Source organism: Chitinophaga sp. Ak27, from assembly GCF_012726295.1.
Taxonomy (GTDB): domain Bacteria; phylum Bacteroidota; class Bacteroidia; order Chitinophagales; family Chitinophagaceae; genus Chitinophaga.
The window spans coordinates 63,654-86,486 of record NZ_JABAOB010000003.1; the positions used below are offsets into that span (position 1 = coordinate 63,654).

Sequence of the window (22,833 nt, forward strand, 5' to 3'; positions counted from 1 at the left end):
AGATGGTTAGTTTTTGGGTTTCCAGTTACCGATGGCATATTGGATGCCACCCAGTAAATGTTTCAGGTATACAGGATCCTGGTATGATTCTTTTATGTGTCCCATTTCGGTATAGAATGCGCGGCCGCCTTCGAAATCGTGGTACCAGCACATGGGGTGGTTATCCCCGTTTTTACCGCCTTCGTAGGTGCTTTCATCTATTTTGATGAGTACATGTACATCGGGGTTGAGATTTTTGAAATTATACCATTCATCTTTACGTATCCATTCGTCGGGCAGGTCTTTGGTAGCAGGGTGATTGTGGTCTACTACCCTGAGCGTGGCCTGTTGCTGATGCGGGTGGCTCAGGAACCATGCGCCGGCGAGTTTGTTATACCATGGCCAGTCGTACTCGGTATCGGTAGCTGCGTGTATCCCCATCCATGCACCTCCTTTGTGAATATAATTTTCAAAGGCTGCCTGTTGTGTGTCGTCAAGTACATCGCCGGTAGTGCAACTGAAAATAACGGCTGCATACTTTTTCAGGTTAGCAGGGGTAAATGCGCTGGCATCTTCCGTTGTATCTACTTCAAACCCATTTTCTTTTCCGAGTTGCATGATGGCTAATTTGGCAGCCGGGATACAATCATGCCGGAATCCCTTTGTTTTGGAAAAAACCAGCACTCTTTTGGCTTTGTGTTTTCCTTTTGCCTGCACGGATAAAGTGCCGGCCAATAACAAGAGTGTAATAAACGCGGTGAATGTTTTCATTGTTATTATTTTACGTGGATGTGAAGGGCGGAAAGCCTAAAGCAGAAAGCAAAAAGCAAAAAGCTATTGCAGTGAATGATCAATGCGATTTTAAAATTCGCTAAGGCCACTCGCTACAATAGCTTTTTGCTTTCTGCTATAAATTAAAGAACTCTGATTTTAATGTTTCTATACCAAACATCGTTACCATGGTCCTGTAGAGCAATGTGGCCTTTTGGATATTTACCGAATGCTTTCCAGTCATGGAATTTGCTTTTTGCTACCAGGGCATCCCATTCAGGGGTACCCATTGTAGTTTCTGCTGTTTTAACGCCATTGAGCCAGAGGGTCAGGTGACCATCTTTCTTCAGGATCCTGGCGGTATTCCACTGCCCTACTGGTTTTGCAGCCAGTTTAGGCGCCTTGATAAGGTCGTACAGATCGCCAGAGTTGTGTTTCGGGATCTTACCATCGGAATGCTTGGCATCATCCAGCACCTGCATTTCAGGGCCGGAGAGATAAGTTTGGCCTAAGGAAGGATCTTCGTGTACGCTGAAAATGATACCGCTGTTGCCTCCTTCGGAAATTTTCCATTGCAGGCTCAGTTCATAGTTTTCATATTCTTCGTTTGTTACGAGATCCCCGCCGGGAGCGCCATTCTTTTTGGCTGCCTGATCCAGGCCAATGGCGCCATCAGTTACACCCCAGGCAGGGCTAGCTTCTGTTTTCCCGTAGGTATGCCATCCTTTGGTAGAAGTACCATCGAACAGTAATACCCATCCTTGTTTCTTTTCCTTTGCTGAAAGGGTATTTAATTGCTGGGCTTTCACTGCGGAGGTAGTGATGAGGGCACCTACCGTTAGTGCGCCCAAGATTAACTTTTTCATGCCGGATGATTGAGTAATGAGCTATTATTAGTTAGACTTAGTGCTTTAATGATAAGATGTAGCTTACCATTTCTTTTGCGTCGTCTTTAGATACTTGTGGATGTGGCAGCATGGCTACTTCACCCCAGTTGCCAGAACCGCCTTTGATTACTTTGTCGGCTAGTTTGTCAACATTTTCTGGTGTGTTAGGATATTTACCTGCGATATCTTTTAAGGCAGGTCCTACCACTTTCATTTCTTCTTTATGGCAGGTTTTGCAATCACTCTGCGCCATCAGGGTTTCACCTTTGCTTACCGGTTTGTCGGCATTGGGCGATACCATGGAATTGTCTGCTGCCGGAGCTTCGTGTGTGCTTACGCTGTCAGTATTCGTTTGTTTTTTTTCTCCTCCTCCGCAAGCTGCAAAGAACATAGCGGATAACAGCAGCGGCGCCAGATATCTCTTTCTCATTTGTTGTTTATTTATTTGGTTATTGTTTACGAACGATTAGTGGATAATAAATGATTAAATACCTAAAATTCTTTTATTAAATGCATCATCGGTACCGCCGCCGGCAAAGTCGTCGAAAGCTTTTTCGGTGACACGGATAATATGATCGGCGATGAAAGGAGCTCCTTCTCTGGCGCCATCTTCCGGATGTTTAATACAACATTCCCACTCCATAACGGCCCAACCGGCAAAATCGTATTGTGCCATTTTACTGAAGATGGATTTAAAGTCGACCTGTCCGTCGCCGAGGGAACGGAAACGGCCCGGGCGATTGATCCAGGACTGGTATCCCCCGTATACGCCGGAGCGGCCGGTAGGATTAAACTCCGCGTCTTTTACGTGGAATGCCTTGATTTTTTCGTGGTAGATATCAATATATTCCAGGTAATCGAGGCATTGCAGCAACAGGTGACTCGGATCGTATAACAGGTTAGCCCGGGTATGATTGCCGGTAGCTTCCAGGAAACGTTCAAAAGTAACCCCGTCGTGCAGGTCTTCTCCCGGGTGAATTTCATAGCAAACATCTACTCCGTTGGCATCAAATTCATTCAGGATAGGTAACCAGCGTTTGGCCAGTTCAGCAAAAGCTGTTTCCACCAGTCCCGCCGGGCGTTGTGGCCAGGGATACATGGCGGGCGCCCACAGCAGCGCGCCGCTAAAAGTGGCGTGTGCATTGAGTCCCAGGTTGCGGCTGGCTTTTGCAGCATATTTCAGCTGGTTCACTGCCCACTCCGTACGTGCCTGGAGGTTACCCCGGCATTCCGCAGGGGCAAAGCCATCAAACATTTCAGAGAAAGCAGGATTTACGGCCACTAGTTGTCCCTGCAGGTGCGTGCTCAGTTCTGTGATTTCCAGTCCAGCTGCATTCACGATGCCTTTGATCTCATCTGCGTAGGTTTTGCTCTCTGCTGCCTTTTGCAGGTCGATCAGGCGGGTTTCCCAGGTAGGGATCTGTACGCCTTTAAAACCAAGAGCGGCAGCCCATTCACAGATCGATTTCAGATTATTGAAAGGCGCTTCATCTCCCATGAATTGCGCCAGGAAAATACCAGGTCCTTTAATCGTTTTCATACGCTCGTTCTAATGGTGAATACTATATCTCGAAATTAGTCCATTTAACATCGCTCTGGGAAGAACGTACTACATTATCGATGAATGCCATACCACGTACGCCTTCTTCAGTGCCCGGGAAGTCCAGGGATTCAGGAGAAGGTTGTACGCCGTCGATTTTGGCAGATAAGGTTTGGGCGAAGTTGCGATACAGGTTACCAAATGCTTCGAGGTATCCTTCGGGGTGGCCGCCAGGAGTGCGCGTGTTGTGGGTCATGTAGCTCGACTGGAAAGTATATCCGCCGCCTGCGCGGTAGATTTCAGTGGGTTTGTCCAGCCATTTTACCAGCAGGGTATTAGGCTCGTGCTGCGCCCATTCGAGGCCGCCTTTTTCGCCATATACACGGATTTTCAGTGCATTTTCTTCACCGGCAGCTACCTGGGAGGCCATCAGTACGCCCGCAGCGCCGTTGTCGAAGCGCAGCAATACAGCGCCATCATCATCCAGTGCGCGTCCAGGTACGAGTATATTCAGGTCGGCACAGAGTTTTTCGATCTTCGCGCCACTGATATATTCTGCCAGGTTAGCAGCATGGGTGCCAATATCGCCCATACATCCGCTTTTGCCGGATTTTTTTGGATCTGTTCTCCAGGCTGCCTGTGCATTTCCTTCTCTCTCACTCAGTTTACTGAGCCAGCCCTGTGGATATTCTACCCATACCTTGCGTATTTTGCCCAGGGCGCCATCTTTCACCATTTGCCTGGCTTGCTTTACCATGGGATATCCGGTGTAGGTATGTGTCAGTAAAAGCGTTAAGCCGGTGGCTTCTACTTTAGCTTTTAATTGTTTGGCTTCTTCCAGGGAAAACGTAATCGGTTTTTCAATCACTACGTTAAAACCCAGGTCCAGCGCCATCATGGCAGGTTCGAAGTGGGCAAAGTTCGGCGTCACGATGGTCACGAAGTCCATACGTTTATCTGCCGGCATAGCCGCTTCTTTGGTTAACATGGTTTTGAAATCGAGGTAGGTGCGTTCCGGATCGAGGAACAGCATTTTACCCGATTCTACGGCAATTTCATTATTAATGCTGAGGGCGCCTGCCACCAGCTCTATCAGTCCATCCATATTGGCGGCAATCCGGTGGATAGCGCCAATGAAGGCGTCTTTACCGCCTCCGATCATTCCCATTCTTAGTTTCCGTGTCATATTTACAATGCTCTTTTATAGGTTATACTATTTGAATCTGTGCTTTTTTGCGGTTGCGCATATAAAAGAAAAGGCCAGCAAATGCCACAATCAACATTACTGGTATTATGAGGGTAGCGTTAATAATTTCGGGGCCGGCCACTGCAGTTGCCTGGCTGAAAGCGGTGGCTTCAGGAGAGCCGGGGGCAGCAGAGCGGTAAGCATCCAGCGAAGCGCCGGCAGGCAATTGTTTGGTAATGATGGTATCGTAGAAACCGCCCATGAAGTACATGTACACAGACACGGCAAACATACCGGCGCCGCCCATCAGGTTCATGCCCAATGCCCCGGATTCCGGGATGTTTTCAGACACAAAGCCCAGCATGGTAGGCCAGAAATAAGTTACACCCATACCAAAGATAAAGGCAGCCACAAATACCATACTGCCGGATACATGCGACAGCAGGTACAAACCGATAGCGGATAAAATGGCAGATATCAGCAACACGCCGGTGGGAGATATTTTATGTACAACTGGTCCGGCAATACCGCGGCCCAGTACCTGCGTACCCGCCGTTAATGCCAGGATCAGGATAGAATTCTCAGTAACATTCTTAAGCAATACTTCAATCCACTGTCCGGTAAAGAGTTCTGTGATGGCGGTGCCAAACATCAGGATAAACATAACGATAAACAGGGGGCTTAACACAGATTTGTACATTTGTGCAGAGGATACGCCGGAAGCCACCCTTTCTGTTACCGGGAAGTCCAGTTGCATAAAAAGATAACCATAGATCAGGGTAGGAATAATCATGGTGGCTACCTGTAGCTGCCAGCTGAGTCCGAGTTTAGACAACAGGAATACCAGTAGTGTACCTACTACGATACCGCCGGGAAACCACAGGTGGAAGTGATTCAGCTTGGTGGTTTTGTTGTCGGGGAAGATAGTGGCTACCAGTGGATTACAGGCTGCTTCTACTGTACCGTTGGCCATCCCGATAAACAGGGTGGAAATAAACAGGGACCAGAACCCACCAGCAAATATGGTGAGGACAATACCTATGAGATGGAGTACGAAAGCTGCGAGGAGCAGGCGTTTCATACCTATCGCATCTACAATGAAGCCTCCTATTACCACTGCCAGCGGGAATCCCCAGAAAGCAGTTCCGGCAATAATGCTCAATTCTTTTGTATCCAGGTGAAATTCGACGCCCAGGCGGCTTAAGATGCCGGCGCGAATACCAAAGGATAACGATGTTACCAGCAGGGCCATACAGCTGGCTACAAACAGTTTTTGTGGCTGAATTCCATTTGCCATAAACGTGGACTTTTGAGTAAAACTTGAAAACCTATATTAAACCTTTAAATTTATAAAAAGTATTTTCATATTTCCATCTTTTTGTATGGACGAACGGCATTTTTCCTGAAAATTTTCATTTTCGCGGGGAATGTCCCGTGGTACAAGGGGGCCTCCCAATTTTTCAATGGTCTCTGCGGTAATAAATCAGGATAAGCGGTTGGGGCAGCGCTGCCTTTTACCCGGATCCCCAAGGGAAAGTATAATATATAATATAATTATATGCGGATTTTAGGAGATGGAAACCCCGTTGCCTGCTTCTTTGCCGCAGGTGTTGTCCAATGCCGCAGAACATCCACAGCAGCCTGTTAGCAGCAAATACTATCAATATGTTAATTGCTGGCGGGAAAAGCAAAATCCCTTCAAAATCCCCGCTAAATCACCGAATTTATTCCTACTTTTACAGGCCTTGCCGGGCAGCTGTAAAACTGACACCTTGACAGTTGGTCTTTACAAGCATAATATTTGAGTAACCTGGATGCCGTCTATCCAACTGACTAAGCCCGCAGCATTAGCGCCACAGGCTGACAAAGCAGAAAGTTATCAACTGATTATTATATACTCAGCCTGGATGGAAGTAGGTTACCATAAATAGAAATCGTAATTCGTAATTAAACGTTTAACATGTTAGGTTTTTTATCAAAGCTATTTGGAGGGAATAAATCAGAAAGGGATATCAAATCCATCTCTCCGGTGGTGCAGCAGATTAATGAGGAGTACGAAAAACTGCAATCCCTGCCTATTGATGAGCTGCGCCGCAAAACGCAGGATTTCCGCGAGCGTATCGCCAAGCATCTGGCCTCTATTGATAAAGAAATAGCGGAGAAACAAGAGAACGCCGATACCACCGAAGATGTAACAGAAAAAGATACCATATACCAGGAGATAGACATTCTGAAAAAAGACCGGGATAAGCAGCTGGAAGTAGTGCTGAAAGAACTGTTGCCCGAAGCTTTCGCCGTTGTAAAAGAAACAGCCCGCCGCTTTACCAATAATCCAACACAAACCGTTACCGCCACAGAACTGGACCGCCATCTCGCCGTAAAAGGGGACTATGTAACCATAGAAGGAGATAAAGCCATCTGGAAAAATAGCTGGAATGCCGCCGGCAATATCGTTACCTGGAACATGGTGCATTATGATGTGCAGCTGATCGGTGGTACCGTATTGCACCAGGGTAAGATTGCTGAAATGGCAACGGGTGAAGGTAAAACGCTGGTATCTACCCTGCCTGCCTACCTCAACGCGTTAGCAGGACAAGGCGTACACATCGTAACCGTGAATGATTATCTGGCACGTCGTGACTCCGAATGGAACGGCCCCCTGTTTGAATTCCTCGGTATTACCGTTGACTGTATCGATAAACACCAACCCAATACACCAGATCGCCGTAATGCCTACCTGGCCGATATTACCTATGGTACTAACAACGAATTCGGCTTCGACTACCTGCGCGACAACATGGTACACAGCCCGGACGAAATGGTACAGCGTAAACATCACTATGCCATGGTGGATGAGGTGGATAGCGTATTGGTGGATGATGCCCGTACCCCGCTGATCATTTCCGGCCCTATCCCACGTGGAGAAGAACAGGAATTCCATGCACTGAAACCACGTATCGAATACCTGGTTGAAATGCAGAAAAAGTCGGTGAACCAATACCTGCAGGAAGCTAAAAAACTGATTGCAGAAGGTAAAGACGATCCAAAAACCGGTGGCCTGGCCCTGATGCGCGCCTGGAGAGGTTTACCAAAGAGCAGCGCCCTGATTAAATACCTCTCTGAAGCAGGTAACCGCGTATTACTGCAAAAGGCAGAGAACTATTACCTGGCAGACCAGCAACGCGAAATGCCAAAGGTTGACGAAGGCCTGTTCTTCGTGATCGACGAAAAACAAAATAGCGTAGACCTCACCGATAAAGGTATTCACCTGATCACACAAGGCGGAGAAGATGCCAACTTCTTTATCCTGCCAGATGTGGGATCAGAACTGGCAGAAATTGAAAAACTGTCAATAGCCGCGGAAGAAAAACTGCAACGGAAAGATATGTTGCTGCAAGACTTTGCCGCTAAATCAGATCGTATCCACTCCGTACAGCAATTGCTGAAAGCGTATACCCTGTTCGATAAAGACGTTGAATACGTAGTACTGGACGGTAAAGTAAAGATCGTAGATGAGCAAACCGGCCGTATCCTCGATGGCCGCCGCTACTCTGATGGATTACACCAGGCGATCGAAGCCAAGGAAAATGTGAAAGTGGAAGCAGCTACCCAAACATTTGCTACCATCACTTTACAGAACTTCTTCCGTATGTACCACAAACTGGCCGGTATGACCGGTACGGCTTCTACAGAAGCCGGTGAATTGTGGGAAATCTACAAACTGGATGTGGTTACCATTCCTACTAACCTCCCTATCTCCCGTATAGATGCGGAAGACCTGGTATATAAAACCAAGAGAGACAAGTATAAAGCGGTAATTGATGAAATTAAGCAATTGCAGGCCAAAGGACGCCCGGTACTGGTAGGTACTACCTCCGTAGAGGTGTCGGAGTTGCTGAGCAAAATGTTGACTTTCGATAAGGTTCCACACAACGTATTGAACGCTAAGCAACACGCCCGTGAAGCACAGATCGTAGCAGAAGCAGGTTTGCCGGGAGCGGTAACTATTGCTACCAACATGGCCGGTCGTGGTACGGATATCAAGCTCGGACCTGGCGTGAAAGAGGCCGGTGGTCTGGCTATCATTGGTACAGAAAGGCACGAAAGCCGTCGTGTAGACAGGCAGCTGCGTGGTCGTGCCGGTCGTCAGGGTGATCCGGGAACTTCCCAGTTCTTCGTATCCCTGGAAGATGACCTGATGCGTATGTTCGGCTCAGAACGTATTGCCGGTCTGATGGACCGTATGGGTTATAAAGAAGGAGAAGTAATCCAGCACAGCATGATTACCCGCTCCATCGAAAGAGCACAGAAGAAAGTAGAAGAAAATAACTTCGGTATACGTAAGCGCTTGCTGGAATATGATGACGTGATGAACAAGCAGCGTACCGTGATTTACGCAAAACGTAACCACGCCCTGTTTGGCGAGCGCCTGGCCATCGATATTGATAATGCATTCTATGATGTGGCTGAAAGCATGGTTACTACGCACAAAGGCAGCGGCGACTATGAAGCCTTTAAAATGGACGCCATCATGAACTTCTCGATCGATACTGCCATCACCGCTGAAGAACTGAATAGAACAGATGTGCCCACCCTGGCCAATAAGCTGTATTATGAAGGGAAAGATAATTACCAGCGTAAAGTAAATGACCTGATTGCCAATACCTTCCCGCTGATTGAGCGTATCCACACAGAGCAGGGCCACCAGATCGAAAATATCTCCATTCCATTTACCGATGGTAAAAAAGGTATTAACGTAATGGCTAACCTGCAGAAAGTGGTAGAAACTAAAGGTCATGAAACCATGAATGCGCTGGAACGCAGCATTACGCTGGCCCTGATCGATGAATCCTGGAAAGAGCACCTGCGTGCAATGGACGACCTGAAACAGTCTGTACAAAGTGCCGTATATGAACAAAAAGATCCATTACTGATCTATAAATTCGAAGCCTTTAACCTATTCAAGGAAATGGATGGTGAAACCAGCCGCGATATCGTATCCTTCCTGTGTAAATGTGGTATTCATGGCGGTAATCAGGCAGAGGAAGCCGCGGAAATCCGTGAAGCACATGAAGAAAGAACGGATATGAGCCGTATGCGGGCTTCCCATGAAGACCTGGTAGACAATAATGGGCACCAGGGTGCTGGTCCCGATTACCAGGTAGCAGAAGAGGTAAAATCAGAACCCGTTCGTCACCAGGGACCGCAGATTGGCCGTAATGACCTCTGCCCTTGTGGTAGCGGCAAAAAATACAAGCAATGCCACGGTAAGAACGCGTAAGCAGTTATATCGCTATAACGAATATCAGAACGGATTACGGCAACGTAATCCGTTTTGCATTAATTTCGCCCTGTAATCAGTAAATGTATTTATGGAGATTAACCGCTATATAGACCATACCGTATTGAAACCCACCACCACGCTGGAGGATATCAAAAAGTTGTGCATGGAATGCGTGGAATATGATTTTGCCGCTGCCTGTGTACCACCGCTGTACGTGAAACTGGCCAAAACATTCCTGGGATCTACCAATACCAAGGTTGCTACCGTTATCGGTTTCCCATTTGGCTATTCGGCCATTGAAGCCAAAGTGGCGGAAACGGTACTGGCTATTGTAGATGGCGCCGATGAACTGGACCTGGTGATCAATATCTCCGCTATTAAAAATAATGACTGGGAATTCCTCGAAAAAGAAATTGCCAATATCATGTATATCATCCGGGAAAAGAAGAAGGTGATAAAAGTAATTATTGAAAGTGGCATATTATTAGAAGAGGAGATCGTGAAATGTTGCCGGCTTTACAGTAAATACGGCGTAGATTTCATGAAAACCTCCACTGGCTATGCTGAAAAAGGTGCTACGGTGGACGCGGTAAAGCTGATGAGAGCAAATTTACCGGCCAACATACAAATAAAAGCTTCCGGTGGTATTCGTACCTTTGCTTTTGCGAAGGAGCTGGTGGAAGCCGGGGCAACCCGGATTGGCGCCAGTGCCAGCGTAAGTATCATGAAGGAGAGCAAAGAACAGTAATTATTCATTCGTTAATTATACCTTATTTCATGCAAAAGTTATTCATCCTGGTGTGCTGCCTGTTAGGAAGTAGTTGGGCAATGGCCCAGGACAACAGCGTGGCTGCCAATGGTGGCGTAAGAGTGGTAAAAGATAGCCGGCTGGATGTGCTGATTAAAAAGCAGATCTATATCAACACCCTGGCTATCCGTAATCAATCCGGTTTCCGCGTACAGGTAATTTCCACCAACAAACGTGGCGATGCCAATGAAGCCAAGGCGAAAGTGATGCAGCTTTTCTCCGACTATCGTACCTATCTTGATTATCAGGCCCCCTATTTTAAAGTGCGCGTAGGCGATTTCAAAACCCGTGAAGAGGCCACCGAATTACGGGACAAATTATCTGACCTGTTTTCAGGCGGTGTATTTGTAGTACCTGCCATTATTAACGTGACACTGGATAAAGAACTATCGAATGAAGAATCGAATTAAAGAGCTGGCGAAGGCATATGCGCCCGAGTTTACCGCCGTGAGGCGTCATCTGCATTCCCACCCGGAATTGTCTTTCCAGGAATTTGAGACCACTGCGTTCATCCAGGAACAACTCGCCGCTTTTGGCGTTCCTTTCCAGGCAGGTATTGCCGGAACGGGTATTATAGCGCTCATTGAAGGAAAAAATCCCGCTTCCAAAGTGATTGCCTTGCGTGCCGATATTGATGCGCTGCCTATTACAGAAGCCAATGAAGTGTCTTATAAATCTACCAACCCTGGCGTAATGCACGCCTGCGGACACGATGTACACACCTCCTGCGTCTTGGGCGCCACCAAAATACTGAATGAGTTAAAAGACCAGTTTGAAGGCACCATTAAAGTATTGTTTCAACCGGGCGAAGAAAAACACCCCGGTGGCGCCAGTATTATGATTGAAGAAGGCGCGTTGGAAAACCCCCGTCCCGACGCTATCCTTGGATTACATGTACATCCTTCCCTGGAAGTGGGTAAGCTGGGATTTCATGCCGGCAAATACATGGCCAGTGCCGACGAAATTTATATAACGGTAAAAGGTAAAGGTGGCCATGCGGCGCAGCCACATCTTACTGTAGATACCATCCTGGTGGCGTCTCAGCTGGTGGTAAGCCTGCAACAGATTATTTCCCGCAATAACAATCCTTTTTCGCCCTCCGTATTATCTATCTGTGCCTTCAACGGCGGATTTACTACCAATGTAATCCCCAGCGAAGTAAAGCTGATGGGTACTTTCAGAGCGATGGATGAAACCTGGCGATTTAAAGCGCATGAGCTGATCCGCAAACAGGCCATTGGCATCGCAGAAGCGATGGGAGCTGAAATAGATATTGAAATACTAGTTGGGTACCCCACTTTATATAACAATGAAGCCGTTACCAACAAAGCCAGGAACTTTGCCACCGATTACCTGGGTAAAGAGCTGGTGGGAGATACAGAAATCCGGATGGGCGCAGAAGATTTTGCATTTTATTCCCAGGTAGTGCCAGCCTGCTTTTTCCGGCTGGGTACCGGCAATGTAGCCAGGGGCATTACTTCCGGCGTACACACGCCCTCTTTCGATATAGATGAACAGGCGATTGAAGTAGGCATGGGTACCATGGCCTATTTAGCTACGCAGTTCTAACGATATGTATATGATGAGAACGTCCCGGTGAACGATCGGGACGTTTTTATTTAAAAGCTTTCAGAAAGCGGCCCTGCATAAATACACCCCGGCGCCGACAATAATTTGTGTAACTGGCCAGGTATCACTTTATTTGCAAATAATACCTATTAGTATGTTTTTATGAAAAAAGCAGAAGGAACACGGTTGAATATCCTGCAAAAAGCCTTTGCACTGATATACGAAAAAGGCTATCAGACCACCAGTATTGACGACATTCTCGCTACTACACAAGTAACAAAAGGGGCTTTTTATTACCATTTCAAAAACAAAGATGAAATGGGAATAGCCATCATAAATGAATTGCTAAAACCAATACTTGCCAGCAGTTTTATTGCGCCGTTGCAAAATGATAAAAATCCAGTAGACACTATTTACAACTTAATACATTATCTCTTAATCGAAGATGAGTTTTTACAGGTGCAACACGGTTGCCCGGTGGCCAACTTTACGCAAGAGATGGCATCCTGGAATAAAGATTTCAGCCATGCATTAAATGAAATTACACAACAATGGGTAAAGACAATGGCAGCGGTCATTGTAAAAGGAAAAGAAAAAGGACAGATACGCGATGATATAAATGCAAGGCAGGTAGCCATGTTTGTAGCATCCGGCTATTGGGGCGTACGAAATTTTGCAAAACTCGAAAACGACAAAAAAGTATATCTATCCTATTTAAAAGAACTTAAACGCTACCTCAACACCTTGAAATAATTTTTTTCTTAAAAAACATACTAATTAGTATGTTTTTGTTTTACTTTGCATCGTAAACGAAAAAGTACGATGTATCAGGCGCTTACATTTTATCACTCCATTGTCCGTTGGCTTGTGTTGGTAAGCTTAGTTCTTGCTATTTACAACGCATATAAAGGATACACTTTAAAACGCGATTTTACCAGAACAGACAATGCTGTCCGGCACTGGACGGCCACCATTGCCCATATTCAACTGGTAATTGGAATTATCCTTTATTCTCAAAGTCCCATCATTAAATATTTCTGGACAAATTTTAGAGAGGCTGTTCACCATATTGATATGGCTTTCTTTGGCTTCATCCATATTGCTTTAATGCTGTTTGCCATCATATTAATTACTATTGGTTCGGCATTAGCAAAACGGAAACCAACAGACAATGAGAAATTCAAAACAATGCTGATATGGTTTTCAATTTCTCTGGTTATTATTCTCATTGCCATTCCATGGCCGTTTTCACCATTAGCAAACAGACCTTACTTTAGATAAAATGAAAGATTTACTTAAAACAAAAGTCGGAAGATTACGAATTATAGGCTACCTGGAAGGGGTTTCATTGTTAGTGTTGGTTTTTGTAGCAGTCCCAATGAAATATTACTTTGGAAACCCAAGCCTGTCAAAGTCACTCGGTCCCGTTCACGGAGCCATATTTTTACTCTTTTTGTTCAACACGTTAAGCGTTGGCGTTGAACAGAACTGGAAATTCAAAGCAACCACCTGGAAAGTGATTTTGGCTTGCTTCATACCATTCGGAACATTTTATATTGACAGCAGGATTTTAAGCAAACTCAAAGAGAAAGAATGAAAGCAGCCTTAATAATAGCAGGTGTATTATTACTGCTATACGTTTCGTATCGAACCTATCGTTTTGCTACGCTTGACAATGGATTATCCGCTAAAATTGCAAACGGGGCAGTCATATTGGATGTCCGGACGGAGAAGGAATATGTGATGGGGCATATTGAAGGCGCAGTGAATATTTCATTAGGAACAATCCGGGAAAGGTATATTGAACTCGATACTAGTAAGACTTATATTACCTGTTGTTCGCACGGTTTAAGAAGTGTGAAAGCGGAAGCCATTCTCAAAGAAAGGGGATTTAAGCATGTTTTTAACGGTGGCGCCTGGACTGATCTTGAAAAAATAGTAACTGAACAGAAAAATCAAAAATGATGGCTGTTTTTACAACAGGTGTGTCATCGGGGCTTAAAGATTCCTTTAAAAGAAGGGCCTGTTAAACAACAGGCCCCGTTTTTTAAGATAGAATTTTATTGCTAAATGTATGAAAGCGATTAATTGATCTTTTTGAGGCTGTTGACTGCCTGGGGTGACAGTACTAATTCAGCAAGGCTGTCTACCTGGATGTCGCCATATCGATAGCCAGGGTAGAAATAAAGCGATCCGTTTTTATGCATGGAAATTTTTACGGAATCCAGTTTAGCCACATCACTGACTTCAAGTATATTGACGGTATCACCGGTGTAACGCAGGCGTTTTATGTTTACATCGCCGAAGTAGGACCGTACATGCGACCCTGCGTACATGTCGAGCTGGTCGGTTACCAGGCCATTCAGGAAAACATTGCAGCGGCTGGTGTTGCGGATATAACTGAGTTGCTGGCAGTTTAAAGTAATGCCCCGTGCTTTCCGGATATCGATGAACAAGGTGTCCCCAATTCGGTGCGACGTAATATTTTTATATGATTCCAGGCTGTAATCTGCCGTGGTATTGATAGTTATGTCAGGATGCTGTTCCTTGCCATCTCCATCGATAGAGCTGGTTAGTACCAGTGCTTTGAATGGCGGAAGGGAAGCCTTGGTATAATCAGGATCTGGCTTTTGCTGCTTGTCATATCCCGGGTTGTTGGTAATGCCTTTATTATAGCCCGCTTTCAATATAATGGCAGAAAACAGCATGCCTATTACCAGTAGCCCCATGAATCCCAGGAGTAATTGATTGCTCGTTTTCATGTTAGTTGAAGTTTGATTTTTTGAATTTCTCAAAATGAGGTTTCAGTTCGTCGAGGTCGAGATCCAGCAGGTACATGCTGCGGAAGAAGCTGGGTAATTCATTGGTGATGAACGCTTCTTTTTTGTATTGCTTTATTTTCTTTACCGCATCAGCACTGATAAAATAACCGATTCCTCTTTTATTGTAGATAATTTCCTGTTGTTGCAACAACTCACAGGTGCGCATCACCGTATTGGGATTTACTTCCAGTAGTACCGCCAGTTCCCTGACGGAGGGCAACCGTTCTTCGGTCTGCCATTTACTGAGCAATACCTGTTCACAGATATAGTCTGCGATCTGTAGGTATATTGCCTGGGTATCTTTGAATTCCATCTCTCAAAAATTTAAATTTCCTGGTCTTTCAACCTAAAAAAGGCCATCGTCCATAAAATGGGGGCTAACAAAAACTTGAAGGCGAAGAGGTATATGTTCTGTAGCCAAACCGGGATGAAATAGGTGGTGGTATGCCATACCTGCGGGCCGCCTGTTTGTTTAATGACAAGTATGAATGGCATTCCTCTTTTCCACATATCTTTTTCAAATCCGAAAACAAAAGTCAGCAAGATACAGTTAACGAAATAGAGACCCAACGCAAAAAGAAATATGCAGAGCACTGTTTTAATAAAAGCGACTTTATGGAAATAGGTAGCGCCCAGTAAAAAGGCAGCCTGCAGGATGAAGTAAGCATAGTAGATATACTTTTTTTCATCGGGGTCGCTGAGAAACTTGAAATTCTGCTCAATGGGTTTATGACGGAGCGTTAGTTCTATGCCGTTGATGATTTTATAGGTACAGTAAAAGCTGAGATGATAAAACAGGAAATAGCCTACCGTGGTAAACAATAGTACCGTGATGAATTTCTCAAACAGGGAAGCGGGTATCATCAGGAAGTCGATGCCTTTTTCCTTGCTGCCCAGTTCATTAAAGGATCTGCTGGTAAGCAGTGTTCCCCCGAAGAACAGGCCCATGTAGTAAATAGGCGTAATTTCATTCATCCGCGTAAAGGCATCGCCATTAAAAAATACCATTAGAACCGGGATGATGGTGGACAGCCCAAAAATAGCGGCCATTCCCATCAGGTAAAAGCGATAATGATCTGTAATATGTTTTTGCAGGTAGAGCTGCATGCGCGGCAGGCTGAAAAAGTTATTTGGTTGCATGGGCAATTAGTTAAATATTTCCTGGATAGGTTGCTGGTTAGTGAGAATAGCATTGAATAGCAGTTCCATATCTATTTTGCTATGTTCCTGGCCGGTGTTGCGGGTAATGATGGTATGCCCCCGGAGGTTACTGTCGGCAAACAGTACGCCGGTGGACTCTTCTATACGGCTCACGGTTTTAAAGCTCAGTTTATCCGTTACTGTTTGTACATCTTCGCGGAAAATGATCTTATGATCGTTGATGATTACGATGCTGTCAATCAGGTTGTCGAGGTCGCGTACCTGGTGTGTGGATATTACAATGCATTTATCTTCACTTACGGCGGCGGCAATAACTTTACGGAACTGGCTTTTAGACGGGATATCCAGGCCGTTGGTGGGTTCGTCCATGATCAGCACTTTCGTGTTGGTGGCCAGGGCAAAGCTGATGAGCACTTTTTTCTTTTGCCCGTAAGACATTTCGGTGAGCATATGATCCCGGGGAATATCGAATTCTTTGAGGTAATTAAAGAAGGCGCCCTGGTCGAAGTTGGGGTAAAATGGCGCATATGTATTCACGTAGCGGGTAATGCTCACCCTGGGCAGGTAGAACTCTTCCGGTACCAGGAATATTTCGCGCAGGAAGGCGGGTTGTCTTTTGGCGGCAGCATGGCCCATTACTTCGCAGGTGCCTTTGTCGGGGTACAACAAGCCGGCCATCTGTTTCAGGAGGGTTGATTTGCCTGCGCCGTTTTTTCCCAGCAATCCATAAATATGCCCGGCTTCAAGCCGTAGCTGGAGATTGTCGAAAAGGGGCTTGTTTTTTCGGTAGCTGAATGACAGGGATTGGATGTTAATCATATTGTCGTGGTTTAGTGTACTATTTTACTAGTACACTATAAAGGTAGAGGTATTTTTTAAATATCAAAATAAATTTTGGCGAGCTTGATAAAATAAAGAGAGGAAGTCTGTAGACAGACTTCCTCTCTTTAATATACTTGTGAGGGTACGTTATTATAATTCAGGATACAGGGTAAACTGTTTCATGAAGGTATTTACTTCTCCTCTTACTTTAGTGATCAGTGCTTCGTTATCGGAGTCCAGGATCAGTTGATCGATCCAGTCTACGATTTGTTCCATGTGACCTTCTTTAAGTCCACGGGTGGTGATAGCGGGAACGCCTACACGGATACCGGAGGTAACGAAAGCAGATTTATCATCGAAAGGCACCATGTTTTTATTAACGGTAATATCGGCTTTAACGAGTGTTTGTTCTGCTTTTTTACCGGAGATATTTTTATTGCGGAGGTCAATCAGCATCAGGTGGTTATCGGTACCACCGGAGATGATTTCATAGCCTTTACCTACCAGGTTTTTAGCCATGGCCTGTGCATTTTTCAGGATCTGGTTGGCGTATACGGTATAGTCGTCAGACAGGATCTCGAAGAAGGAAACGGCTTTTGCAGCGATGATATGTTCCAGCGGACCGCCCTGGATGCCAGGGAATACAGCAGTATCAATGAGGGAGCTCATCATGCGGATTTCGCCTTTGGGTGTTTTCAGTCCAAATGGATTTTCGAAATCGGCGCCCATCATGATCATACCGCCGCGGGGACCACGCAATGTTTTGTGGGTAGTGGTAGTAACGAAATGGCAATGTGCAAATGGAGAATTCAGTAATCCTTTCGCGATCAGACCAGCCGGGTGGGCGATGTCCGCCATTACGAAAGCGCCTACTGAGTCGGCGATCTCGCGGATACGTTTATAGTCCCAGTCACGGCTATAAGCAGAAGCGCCGCAAACAATCAGTTTGGGTTTTTCGCGTTGGGCAATTTCTTCCATTTTATCGTATTCTACAAGGCCGGTTTCTTTATTAACGCCGTAGAAATGAGGCTGATAAAGTTTACCGGAGTAGTTTACTGCAGAACCATGGGTAAGGTGACCGCCCATGCTCAGATCCAGTCCGAGGATTTTGTCGCCGGGTTGGAGGATAGCCAGCATTACTGCTGCATTGGCCTGTGCGCCGGAGTGCGGCTGTACATTCACGTATGCAGCGCCAAATATTTGTTTAGCCCTGTCGATGGCCAGTTGTTCGCTTTGGTCTACAATTTCGCAGCCGGCATAATATCTTCTGCCAGGGTAGCCTTCGGCGTATTTATTCGTCATCACCTGCCCCATCGCCTGCATTACCTGTAAGCTGGTAAAGTTTTCAGAAGCAATTAACTCGATGCCATGGCGCTGACGCTCCAATTCCTGGCCGATTAAATCAAATATTTGCTGGTCTCTTTGCATGTTGCCTTAAATTTGACGCAAAAATAAATGATAGTCTGATGAATTGCAAGAAAAGCCCAAAGCAGGAGGCCAAAAGCGACAGCTGCATACAAAAATTTACTATCACGTATAATCCATGCAAATAATTCTCTGTAAAAGTTATCCGCGATAATAGCTTTTTGCTTTATCCTTTTAGCTTTTTGCTCTTTTTTGCCTATTTTCGCCGCATTCGAGCGTACTCGCAATCCTAACTACAACACTCAATGAAGGCAATAATACCAGTGGCAGGGGCAGGCACCAAACTTCGTCCACATACATATACCCAGCCCAAAGCATTAATACCTTTAGCCGGCAGAACCATACTCAGTATTATCATTGATCAGCTGGTGGAGGCCGGGATTTCTGAATTTGTATTCGTGGTAGGCTACCTGGGAGAGAAAATCCAACATTACGTTGAAAAGAAATATCCTAAGCTCACCTGTCACTTTGTACATCAGGCCAGCCGCGAAGGTACCGGCCACGCGATGTTGCTGACCCGTGAGGTAGTGGGTAACGATGAGATATTGATCGTATTGGGAGATACCATCTGTGAATGTGACTTCAAAGAAGTGATCGCTTCCCCGTATTCTATGCTGGGACTGAAGAAAGTAGATGATCCCCGCAATTTCGGCGTAGCAGAACTCGACGACCAGGCCAGGATTACCCGTGTGGTGGAAAAACCGCAGATACCTAAGTCAAACCTTGCCCTGGTGGGACTTTACAAAATCAAAGAAACACAACAACTCTTCGATTGCCTGCAAAGCAATGTCGATAATAAGATAAAATCGCATGATGAGTTCCAGTTGACCGATGCGCTGGAATGCATGATAGAGCACGGTGTACAGTTTAATGGCTTTAAAGTATCGAACTGGTTTGACTGTGGCCGTAAAGATACTTTGCTGGAAACAAATGCCATCCTGCTGAAAAAATATAAACTGGCCAGCAACCCGGTATTACCTTACGAAAACACCATTATCATTCCCCCGGTAAGCATTGGCGAAGGCTGTAATATTAAAAACGCCATTATTGGCCCCAATGTAGCCATTGGAGATAATACTGTGATCAACTACTCTATTGTAAAAGATTCTATTATCGGCTCGTTCAGTAACCTGTATGAGGTAGTATTAAAATCATCGCTGATTGGCAGCGATGCTAATATCCGGGGATTGAGCCAAAGCCTGAATATCGGCGACAATACAGAAATAGACCTGGGGTAGAGCGGAAGGCTTTGTGCTTTATGCTTTACACTTTCTGCTTTATCGTATATTCGTGGCTATGAATGGCCGTATCACTTCCTTATTTAATATTCAATATCCCATTGTCCAGGCAGGTATGATCTGGGCAAGCGGATGGCGTTTAGCCAGTGCCGTTAGCAATGCGGGTGGTTTGGGGTTGATAGGCGCGGGTAGCATGTATCCTGATGTTTTGCGGGAGCATATACAGCAATGCAAACAGGCCACTGACAAACCCTTTGGGGTAAATGTGCCGTTGCTGTACCCGGATATCGACCAGCTGATGAACATGATACTGGAAGAGAAAGTACAAATTGTGTTTACGTCTGCCGGCAATCCCAAAACATGGACGCCGGTGTTGAAAGCTGCCGGTATCAAAGTGGTACATGTGGTGTCCAGCGCCCTGTTTGCTGTTAAAAGTGAAGCTGCCGGTGTAGATGCGGTGGTAGCAGAAGGTTTTGAAGCCGGCGGGCATAATGGCCGGGAAGAAACCACCACTATGGTACTGATACCATCGGTATGTGAACAGGTGAAAATACCGGTGATCGCCGCAGGAGGTATTGGATCTGGGAAGGCTATGGCGGCGGCTTTTGCCTTGGGAGCGTCTGGGGTACAGGTAGGCAGCCGTTTTGTAGCCACCCCTGAAGCATCTTCCCATATCAACTTTAAGCAAGCCGTAGTAGCCGCTAAAGAAGGAGATACCGCACTTAGTCTGAAAAAGCTGACACCTGTTCGACTTCTAAAAAATAACTTCTATAATGCTGTAAAAGCAGCAGAAGACAGCGGGGCAGACGCTGCCGCCTTACAGGCATTGCTGGGGCGCGCCAGGGCTAAAAAAGGAATGTTTGAAGGCAACCTCGAGGAAGGAGAGCTGGAAATAGGCCAGGTGAGCGCGCTAATACATGAGATAAAACCCGCGGCTACCGTATTGGCAGATATAGTAACAGAATTCAGGGAAACCATACAGCGGCTTAAAAATATCGATATATAGTGTTGCATCCCGCCTTATGGGAGCGGGATGCGTATAATTTTAAGGTTTTCTTACTATCCACTTCATCGCTTCTTTCAGCGTAATTTTCTTACCATACATCAGGATACCCGTGCGGTAGATCCGGCCAGCGGCCCAGGTAGTGGTCATGAATCCGCCTATCAGGCAAACGAATGAAAGGCCCAGTTGCCAGTAAGGTACGGTGCCGGGCACACCATAAGGCAATCTCGCCATCATCACCATAGGAGAGGTAAACGGAATAATACTGCCCCATACGGCCAGGGAGCTGCCTGGGTCATGTACGGCCTTCATCATGATCATAATGCCGATGATAATGGGTACTGTTACCGGTATGGTGAGCTGTTGTATATCTGCAGCATCTTCATTGGCAAGGCTGCCAATAGCGGCATATAGCGAAGAATAAAACAGGTATCCACCCAGGAAATACAATACAAAGCAAGGGAGGAGCAGGCTCCATTGAATACTGCCCACTACTTCGGTAATCCGTTTTACCACTTCTGCCTGTTCGCTCTGCGACATGGCCTGGCTGCCCTGGGCAGCTGCCTGCATGCTTTCCGGGGAAACGAACAAAGGAATGAGGGAATAGATGGCGGTGATGAGCACGCCCCAGATGAGAAACTGCAACAGGCCCACCGCCGCAATACCAATGATTTTGCCCATCATCAGCTGGAAAGGTTTTACGCTGGAGATCATTACTTCAGCTATGCGGCTTACTTTTTCTTCCATTACCCCTCTCATCACAGAGGTGCCAAATAATAACAGGATAAAGTAGATAATAAATCCCGAGGCATATCCAACGCCATAGGCCACCCAAGAGCTGCCTTTCTTTCCCTCTTTCCCGTTTTTGAAGGTCACTTCCACGTCCGACCTGATACCATCCAGTTTGGCTTGGTCAATGCCTTGCAGTTCCATGCGTTTTTTTTCAATAATGCTATTGATATCGCTGTTGATACTGCTTTCCATGGTAACGCTGGCCTGCCCGCTGCTATAAAATTCAAAGCCGGAGGGACGGTTGATATCAAATTCAGGTATATATAATACGCCTTCATAACCCAGCTCCTCATAGTGTTGCTTCAGGCTGTCGATGTTTTGCTGGTGCAGGTATTTGAAGTAAACGCCTTTAGAGTCGGGGAATTTGTTTTCGAATAGCTGGCTGTTATCCACCACTGCAATGAGTTTGTGCTCACTGGAGGAGGTGGCCAGGAGGATGGGAACAATGATCATGGCAGCAAAGGCCAGTGGCACCAGCAAAGTGGTGACCAGGAATGACTTTTTGCGTACACGGGTAATAAATTCTCTTTTTATAATGAGCCATATTTTTTCCATAAACAAGCAGGATGATCAGGTGAGCGGTGCAGCGGCTACGTTGTTGCGGCTGTTTTCAGTTTGTTGTACCTGGGTGATGAATACTTCGTTGATAGAAGGTAAAATTTCTTCGAAATAGGTAACAGGAATATCCTGGCGGATGAAGTGCAGCAGAATATCGTTAGTGGTGCTGTCTTCATTCATTTTTACCGTAAATGCTTTATCGTGTGATTGCACAATGGTAAAATGATAGGTAGCCATTTGTGCAGGATTGGGCATGGTACCGAGGCCAATTTTAAAGAGGCCTTGTTTGAAGTCCTGCTGTATTTGTTTTACGCTACCATCCAGTATTTTATGGCCTTTGTTGATCAGCAGGATATGATCGCATATTTCTTCCACCTGTTCCATGCGGTGGGTAGAAAATATGATAGTAGTGCCCTGTTGGCTCAGGTGAAAGATTTCCTGTTTGATCAGGTTCGCGTTAATCGGGTCCAGACCGGAGAAGGGTTCATCGAGTATCAGCAGTTTAGGCTGATGCAGGATGGTAGAGATGAACTGTACTTTCTGTTGCATGCCTTTGCTGAGTTCATCGATTCTTTTGTTGTACCAGGTGTTGATATCGAACTTATCGAACCAGTACTTGATTTTTTCTACAGCTTCTTTTTTTGGAACGCCTTTGAGCTGGGCGAGGTAGAGTGTTTGTTCGCCTACCATCATTTTTTTATAGAGGCCTCTTTCTTCCGGCATATAGCCGATGTGGCGGACATCATTTTCGGGATCAAATTTTTTACCATTGAAGAGAATTTGTCCTTCATCGGGGTAGAAGATGCCGGTAATCATGCGCAGGAGGGTTGTTTTGCCTGCGCCATTGGGGCCCAGTAGGCCGAAGATGCTGCCCTGTTGTATGTCAAAGCTAACATCATCAACCGCTTTGTGGGTGGCATAATGTTTTTTCAGGTGTTTAACTTCGAGTAGGTTCATAATGAAAAATTAGTAATTAATCAGCAATAAT

23 protein-coding genes are annotated in these 22,833 nt (G+C 45.8%); 10 read left to right on the forward strand and 13 right to left on the reverse strand.

The features are described from left to right. Positions 1-6: 6 nt before the first annotated feature. The 6 genes from HGH90_RS11690 to HGH90_RS11715 all read right to left on the reverse strand — a co-directional run bounded on the left by HGH90_RS11690 (position 7) and on the right by HGH90_RS11715 (position 5,660). Positions 7-750, reverse strand: a complete 744-nt coding sequence (locus tag HGH90_RS11690; protein WP_168766779.1) for a ThuA domain-containing protein — start codon at positions 748-750, stop codon at positions 7-9. Positions 751-893: 143 nt separating this feature from the next. Further along, on the reverse strand, positions 894-1,616 hold the full coding sequence (locus tag HGH90_RS11695) for a DUF1080 domain-containing protein (protein WP_168766780.1): 723 nt from the start codon (positions 1,614-1,616) through the stop codon (positions 894-896). 37 nt (positions 1,617-1,653) lie between these two features. Beyond that, positions 1,654-2,067 carry a c-type cytochrome gene (locus HGH90_RS11700; protein WP_168766781.1) on the reverse strand — a complete coding sequence of 138 codons (414 nt, stop codon included), beginning with the start codon at positions 2,065-2,067 and terminating at the stop codon, positions 1,654-1,656. Between the two features lie 54 nt (positions 2,068-2,121). Beyond that, complete coding sequence (locus tag HGH90_RS11705; RefSeq protein WP_168766782.1) at positions 2,122-3,177, reverse strand: sugar phosphate isomerase/epimerase family protein; 1,056 nt, start codon at positions 3,175-3,177, stop codon at positions 2,122-2,124. A gap of 22 nt (positions 3,178-3,199) precedes the next feature. After that, on the reverse strand, positions 3,200-4,363 hold the full coding sequence (locus HGH90_RS11710; RefSeq protein WP_168766783.1) for a Gfo/Idh/MocA family protein: 1,164 nt from the start codon (positions 4,361-4,363) through the stop codon (positions 3,200-3,202). A 22-nt stretch (positions 4,364-4,385) separates the two neighbouring features. After that, positions 4,386-5,660 (reverse strand): MFS transporter, encoded by a 1,275-nt coding sequence (locus HGH90_RS11715; protein ID WP_168766784.1) that lies wholly within the window; start codon positions 5,658-5,660, stop codon positions 4,386-4,388. Positions 5,661-6,323: 663 nt separating this feature from the next. Here HGH90_RS11715 and secA point away from each other — a divergent pair. From secA to HGH90_RS11755, 8 genes are all read left to right on the forward strand, one after another. Then, entirely contained in the window at positions 6,324-9,644 is a 3,321-nt protein-coding gene (secA, locus tag HGH90_RS11720; protein WP_168766785.1) for a preprotein translocase subunit SecA, read from the forward strand. A gap of 91 nt (positions 9,645-9,735) precedes the next feature. Beyond that, positions 9,736-10,395: a deoxyribose-phosphate aldolase gene (gene deoC / locus HGH90_RS11725; RefSeq protein ID WP_169191173.1), complete on the forward strand. Its 660-nt coding sequence runs from the start codon at positions 9,736-9,738 to the stop codon at positions 10,393-10,395. Positions 10,396-10,424: 29 nt separating this feature from the next. Further along, a complete protein-coding gene (locus tag HGH90_RS11730) occupies positions 10,425-10,865 on the forward strand; it encodes an SPOR domain-containing protein (RefSeq protein WP_168766787.1) in 441 nt (146 codons plus the stop codon). Beyond that, on the forward strand, positions 10,849-12,024 hold the full coding sequence (locus tag HGH90_RS11735) for a M20 family metallopeptidase (RefSeq protein WP_168766788.1): 1,176 nt from the start codon (positions 10,849-10,851) through the stop codon (positions 12,022-12,024). Before HGH90_RS11730 ends, HGH90_RS11735 begins: the two co-directional genes overlap by 17 nt. A gap of 162 nt (positions 12,025-12,186) precedes the next feature. Beyond that, positions 12,187-12,777: a TetR/AcrR family transcriptional regulator gene (locus HGH90_RS11740; RefSeq protein WP_169191174.1), complete on the forward strand. Its 591-nt coding sequence runs from the start codon at positions 12,187-12,189 to the stop codon at positions 12,775-12,777. Positions 12,778-12,846: 69 nt separating this feature from the next. Continuing rightward, entirely contained in the window at positions 12,847-13,305 is a 459-nt protein-coding gene (locus tag HGH90_RS11745) for a hypothetical protein (protein ID WP_168766790.1), read from the forward strand. 1 nt (position 13,306) lies between these two features. Next, complete coding sequence (locus HGH90_RS11750) at positions 13,307-13,621, forward strand: DUF3817 domain-containing protein (protein WP_168766791.1); 315 nt, start codon at positions 13,307-13,309, stop codon at positions 13,619-13,621. Next, positions 13,618-13,989 (forward strand): rhodanese-like domain-containing protein, encoded by a 372-nt coding sequence (locus HGH90_RS11755; protein WP_168766792.1) that lies wholly within the window; start codon positions 13,618-13,620, stop codon positions 13,987-13,989. Before HGH90_RS11750 ends, HGH90_RS11755 begins: the two co-directional genes overlap by 4 nt. Positions 13,990-14,108: 119 nt before the next feature. Here the strand turns inward: HGH90_RS11755 and HGH90_RS11760 are convergent, their stop codons facing one another. The 5 genes from HGH90_RS11760 to glyA form a co-directional block, all read right to left on the reverse strand. Beyond that, entirely contained in the window at positions 14,109-14,786 is a 678-nt protein-coding gene (locus HGH90_RS11760; RefSeq protein WP_169191175.1) for a hypothetical protein, read from the reverse strand. Between the two features lies 1 nt (position 14,787). After that, positions 14,788-15,159 (reverse strand): GntR family transcriptional regulator, encoded by a 372-nt coding sequence (locus HGH90_RS11765; protein ID WP_168766794.1) that lies wholly within the window; start codon positions 15,157-15,159, stop codon positions 14,788-14,790. 11 nt (positions 15,160-15,170) lie between these two features. Further along, entirely contained in the window at positions 15,171-15,986 is an 816-nt protein-coding gene (locus HGH90_RS11770; protein ID WP_168766795.1) for a hypothetical protein, read from the reverse strand. A gap of 6 nt (positions 15,987-15,992) precedes the next feature. Then, the gene (locus HGH90_RS11775) at positions 15,993-16,826 is read right to left on the reverse strand and encodes an ATP-binding cassette domain-containing protein (protein ID WP_168766796.1); all 834 of its coding nucleotides are present in this window, start codon (positions 16,824-16,826) and stop codon (positions 15,993-15,995) included. A gap of 153 nt (positions 16,827-16,979) precedes the next feature. Beyond that, entirely contained in the window at positions 16,980-18,257 is a 1,278-nt protein-coding gene (gene glyA / locus HGH90_RS11780; RefSeq protein WP_169191176.1) for a serine hydroxymethyltransferase, read from the reverse strand. Positions 18,258-18,499: 242 nt separating this feature from the next. On the opposite strand from glyA, the gene HGH90_RS11785 reads away from it, so the two are divergent. After that, complete coding sequence (locus tag HGH90_RS11785; RefSeq protein ID WP_168766797.1) at positions 18,500-19,492, forward strand: sugar phosphate nucleotidyltransferase; 993 nt, start codon at positions 18,500-18,502, stop codon at positions 19,490-19,492. A gap of 58 nt (positions 19,493-19,550) precedes the next feature. Next, complete coding sequence (locus HGH90_RS11790; RefSeq protein ID WP_168766798.1) at positions 19,551-20,498, forward strand: NAD(P)H-dependent flavin oxidoreductase; 948 nt, start codon at positions 19,551-19,553, stop codon at positions 20,496-20,498. Positions 20,499-20,537: 39 nt separating this feature from the next. On the opposite strand, the gene HGH90_RS11795 is transcribed toward HGH90_RS11790, so the two are convergent. Beyond that, positions 20,538-21,842, reverse strand: a complete 1,305-nt coding sequence (locus tag HGH90_RS11795; protein ID WP_168766799.1) for an ABC transporter permease — start codon at positions 21,840-21,842, stop codon at positions 20,538-20,540. Positions 21,843-21,857: 15 nt separating this feature from the next. Then, positions 21,858-22,802, reverse strand: a complete 945-nt coding sequence (locus HGH90_RS11800; protein WP_168766800.1) for an ABC transporter ATP-binding protein — start codon at positions 22,800-22,802, stop codon at positions 21,858-21,860. Positions 22,803-22,833: the final 31 nt, after the last annotated feature.

Excerpts from the sequence above, each read along its gene's own strand:
- HGH90_RS11750 (WP_168766791.1), top strand. The coding sequence starts at position 13,307 with ATGAAAGATTTACTTAAAACAAAAGTCGGAAGATTACGAATTATAGGC.
- secA (WP_168766785.1), top strand. The coding sequence starts at position 6,324 with ATGTTAGGTTTTTTATCAAAGCTATTTGGAGGGAATAAATCAGAAAGG.
- HGH90_RS11735 (WP_168766788.1), top strand. The coding sequence starts at position 10,849 with ATGAAGAATCGAATTAAAGAGCTGGCGAAGGCATATGCGCCCGAGTTT.
- HGH90_RS11765 (WP_168766794.1), bottom strand. The coding sequence starts at position 15,159 with ATGGAATTCAAAGATACCCAGGCAATATACCTACAGATCGCAGACTAT.
- HGH90_RS11795 (WP_168766799.1), bottom strand. The coding sequence starts at position 21,842 with ATGGAAAAAATATGGCTCATTATAAAAAGAGAATTTATTACCCGTGTA.
- HGH90_RS11785 (WP_168766797.1), top strand. The coding sequence starts at position 18,500 with ATGAAGGCAATAATACCAGTGGCAGGGGCAGGCACCAAACTTCGTCCA.
- HGH90_RS11740 (WP_169191174.1), top strand. The coding sequence starts at position 12,187 with ATGAAAAAAGCAGAAGGAACACGGTTGAATATCCTGCAAAAAGCCTTT.
- HGH90_RS11760 (WP_169191175.1), bottom strand. The coding sequence starts at position 14,786 with ATGAAAACGAGCAATCAATTACTCCTGGGATTCATGGGGCTACTGGTA.
- HGH90_RS11755 (WP_168766792.1), top strand. The coding sequence starts at position 13,618 with ATGAAAGCAGCCTTAATAATAGCAGGTGTATTATTACTGCTATACGTT.
- HGH90_RS11705 (WP_168766782.1), bottom strand. The coding sequence starts at position 3,177 with ATGAAAACGATTAAAGGACCTGGTATTTTCCTGGCGCAATTCATGGGA.
- HGH90_RS11730 (WP_168766787.1), top strand. The coding sequence starts at position 10,425 with ATGCAAAAGTTATTCATCCTGGTGTGCTGCCTGTTAGGAAGTAGTTGG.
- HGH90_RS11695 (WP_168766780.1), bottom strand. The coding sequence starts at position 1,616 with ATGAAAAAGTTAATCTTGGGCGCACTAACGGTAGGTGCCCTCATCACT.
- glyA (WP_169191176.1), bottom strand. The coding sequence starts at position 18,257 with ATGCAAAGAGACCAGCAAATATTTGATTTAATCGGCCAGGAATTGGAG.
- HGH90_RS11775 (WP_168766796.1), bottom strand. The coding sequence starts at position 16,826 with ATGATTAACATCCAATCCCTGTCATTCAGCTACCGAAAAAACAAGCCC.
- HGH90_RS11790 (WP_168766798.1), top strand. The coding sequence starts at position 19,551 with ATGAATGGCCGTATCACTTCCTTATTTAATATTCAATATCCCATTGTC.
- HGH90_RS11715 (WP_168766784.1), bottom strand. The coding sequence starts at position 5,660 with ATGGCAAATGGAATTCAGCCACAAAAACTGTTTGTAGCCAGCTGTATG.
- HGH90_RS11770 (WP_168766795.1), bottom strand. The coding sequence starts at position 15,986 with ATGCAACCAAATAACTTTTTCAGCCTGCCGCGCATGCAGCTCTACCTG.
- deoC (WP_169191173.1), top strand. The coding sequence starts at position 9,736 with ATGGAGATTAACCGCTATATAGACCATACCGTATTGAAACCCACCACC.
- HGH90_RS11800 (WP_168766800.1), bottom strand. The coding sequence starts at position 22,802 with ATGAACCTACTCGAAGTTAAACACCTGAAAAAACATTATGCCACCCAC.
- HGH90_RS11690 (WP_168766779.1), bottom strand. The coding sequence starts at position 750 with ATGAAAACATTCACCGCGTTTATTACACTCTTGTTATTGGCCGGCACT.
- HGH90_RS11710 (WP_168766783.1), bottom strand. The coding sequence starts at position 4,363 with ATGACACGGAAACTAAGAATGGGAATGATCGGAGGCGGTAAAGACGCC.
- HGH90_RS11745 (WP_168766790.1), top strand. The coding sequence starts at position 12,847 with ATGTATCAGGCGCTTACATTTTATCACTCCATTGTCCGTTGGCTTGTG.
- HGH90_RS11700 (WP_168766781.1), bottom strand. The coding sequence starts at position 2,067 with ATGAGAAAGAGATATCTGGCGCCGCTGCTGTTATCCGCTATGTTCTTT.